The sequence below is a fragment of the Trichlorobacter sp. genome (assembly GCF_030247655.1).
Taxonomy (GTDB): Bacteria; Desulfobacterota; Desulfuromonadia; order Geobacterales; family Pseudopelobacteraceae; genus Trichlorobacter.
In genome coordinates, this window is sequence record NZ_JAOTRZ010000296.1 from 1 (window position 1) to 2,950 (window position 2,950).

Consider the following 2,950-nt stretch of genomic DNA (forward strand, 5'->3'; position numbering starts at 1 on the left):
TTCGTATACTGTTCAAACGTGATTGCTGGTTTAAAGGCTTGGTACGCTTGATAAAATTGTATGATCCATTTTAAATGTTGTTCAATCCATTCAAAGCTTATTCCTTCTTCATCAAGAGCTATTTTCTTTAGAATATATCCATGTAGCATACGGTTCCAGGTAATCGGAAGCTCGGCACCAATCAGTTTCTTTTTGGCCGATTCCACGAGAATTCCCCTGTCACGATTCCATTGAGCTAACGGCACTGGAGAGTCGGCAAAAAAGCAGTACCAATCAATATCAAACACCTGCATTTCTTTTTTGCCTGCAAATGATTCCATAAGCTTTTTATACTCTGGACTTTCAAGAAACAGGTAATACCTAAAACGATCATTCTGAGCATAGCCTCCAAAATCGAGATAGACCCTGAAATCAACAGGTGTCACAAGGATTGAAACGGCTGCGTTGTAAACGCCTGATTTTTTGCCCAACTTTTTTTCACGGGGCACCATCGGCATCCAGATATAGGCGCTTGTGGTGTCTATGGGGGTAAGAATATCAGTCAACAAATCAGAGCTGTTTTCAGAAAGCCATCCATTCAAACATTCACGCAAGGGCAACAGTTTGTCCCTTAGAGCATACATATCTTCAAAGTCAGCGTATTTGATGGCTGAATAACTATCTGCAACAACATCTTTTTTTGTTGTCTCATCAACGGCTCTGATCATGTAGTCTGCCGACGTATTAAAGAGGGTATTAATAGTTTCAACAGGTTCTTTAGCAGGATATTTTTTGCGCTGTTCTTCAAACGATTTTGGCATCAGTTCAAGCCAAACATAGGTAATAAATTCAAGGTGATTATTGGTCATCTCTTCCTGTAATTCAGGATTCAGCTCATGCATTATGCGATTACGTAGAATCCTAAAATTAGTAAGACGCATTCTTGTATCAAACAGTCTTTGCGCATCATGTTCATCAGACATGTTTATTGTTTGCAGAGATCCATCAGAATTTCTGAAAATGTAACTTTTAAAAATATCTTTCTTCTCGTAAACACAATCTTTTTTTAACGTTTCATCAGTTAGCTGGAGAATTTTTTCATTTAACGAGCATTCCCAGTCAGGATCAAATTTCTTGTTAAACCACTCTGTATCCTGGAAACGCCACTTTTGGGTTATTATCCGTTCAAATAGCACTGCCGCCCAGTAAAGAGCTAAATACGGATACCCCAACCGGTAGCGCCCGACCATGTATGATGCAAAACTTTCTTCTATTGATTTTGTATCAGCAAAAAAATTATAAAACAATTCAACGGCTTGCCGCGCTCCATTCCCTTTACCCTGCAAAGTTGGTTTAATAACATTAAGAAACTGTTCAAGTGTATGTGACTCAACTGCCAGTTTTTGCAGGATGTCGAAGGCGTTTCTGCAATTTGCACCGGAATAACGTTCTTCAATGAAATTACACACTCCGTTAACCTCTGTAACCAGAGCACTCACCCTGTCTTTATTCGTACCGTTGATAGAAAGATATTCAGCAAACAATTTATTTTGCGAGCTTACGCTTAGTGTTCTTGCCATGTTTTCCCCCTTGGGACGTAACGCTACTATTTGCTAATCACCCTTACCTCAACCCGCTCAATCCCACGCTGTTGCCAGGCACCATGCCGGAACTCAGGTCGGCAGCGCAGATTGCCATTACTCCAGAGGTCTCCGAGAAGCTGTTGGTGACCCAGGTCTTTTTTATGACCTTACCATCAGTGTAGAAGGTGGTAATTTCTGCCCGACGAGTACGCAGTAACTCCTGCTTGAATTGCCCCTCATCCCCAGGAAAGAGACGAATAGGTAGCTTTTCTCCACTTGCGGCCTTGACACAGCACTGCTCCGATTCACAACTGCCAGACGACTGACCATCACCAATAATCTCAATCTGGTGGGGAAAGCTCGCCAACTGACCTTTCAACTGGTTGAGGAGTTGCGGCAATTGGTTGATGTCAACCTCCATCCGAATAAAAACCTCTACTGACATAACGCTACCTCCTCCTTACCAGTTGATATAGTCCAGAATTGCCGAAAGGTCTTCTTTGCCTGGTTCTTGCGTGATAACTGCTGAACAATGATTGTGTAACTCTTTGCCGGTTGGATTAAACGCAATAGATTTGCAGTATGCCGCTATATGCTGGTCATTGTCGCCATCCCCAACAAATATGATCTCTTCTTGCGCAATCCCCAGATCGTTATGCAGCATCTCCAGCAAAGCCCGTTTATGTTCAAAATCTGTCGGGCTGATGCTCCAGCGTTTCAGCTCTTCGCCATCCCAAAAGTATTCGGCTGCAGCATGACAGGTATCTATGCCGTGATCCCATACGACCCTGTCTGCCAGAGCCTTCAGACCGCCGGTGATCATGGCAACCCGGATGCCGTTTTCCTTCAGGCGGGAGATGGTTTCACAAACCCCGGCAAAATAGGAGACAGAATTGATCACGTAATAAAACTGGCTCTTGGTAAGGTTATGTCTTTGATGTAGGAGAATCGTATCCTCCACAAACCGGAAGTATCCGTAGTAATCACTCTTCTGGCCTGGATCGTTGCGATGAATAAACCGCTCATAATTTTTCTTGTTTGCAAGGCTGGCGTCTTCACCCAGTATGTCACACAAAAGTGTCCAAACACCACCGATGTACTCTTTACCGTTTTGGTTGAACGCCACCTTGCTTCTGAAGATGGTGCCCTCCATGTCGAGTACAACCAATTTTGTTTTTACCGTTTTTTTCATTTTAAATTCCCCTCTTTTGCAGGATTTTATCGTTAATAGTCGTGTACAGCGGGGCGTTACACACCGCGCACACATGGATTGAGTTGCAAGTAATGCGGATATTGCTGGCCCCGCAACTACAGAATACTTTGCCATCTTTCAACCGCTCCGGGTAAAGCACCATGTACTCCTGCTCTGTCAATATACATCCCATAGT

Annotated in this window: 4 protein-coding genes; all 4 read right to left on the reverse strand. The window is 43.3% G+C overall.

Annotated elements, in window-relative coordinates:
* A partial coding sequence (locus OEL57_RS15895; RefSeq protein WP_300741820.1) for a hypothetical protein occupies window positions 1-1,559 on the reverse strand: 1,559 nt, incomplete at its 3' end.
* Window positions 1,560-1,602: 43 nt separating this feature from the next.
* A complete protein-coding gene (locus tag OEL57_RS15900; protein ID WP_300741822.1) occupies window positions 1,603-2,007 on the reverse strand; it encodes a hypothetical protein in 405 nt (134 codons plus the stop codon).
* Between the two features lie 15 nt (window positions 2,008-2,022).
* A complete protein-coding gene (locus tag OEL57_RS15905) occupies window positions 2,023-2,754 on the reverse strand; it encodes an HAD family hydrolase (protein WP_300741823.1) in 732 nt (243 codons plus the stop codon).
* A 1-nt stretch (window position 2,755) separates the two neighbouring features.
* Window positions 2,756-2,950: hypothetical protein (locus OEL57_RS15910; RefSeq protein WP_300741825.1), on the reverse strand; the 195-nt coding region annotated here is incomplete at its 5' end.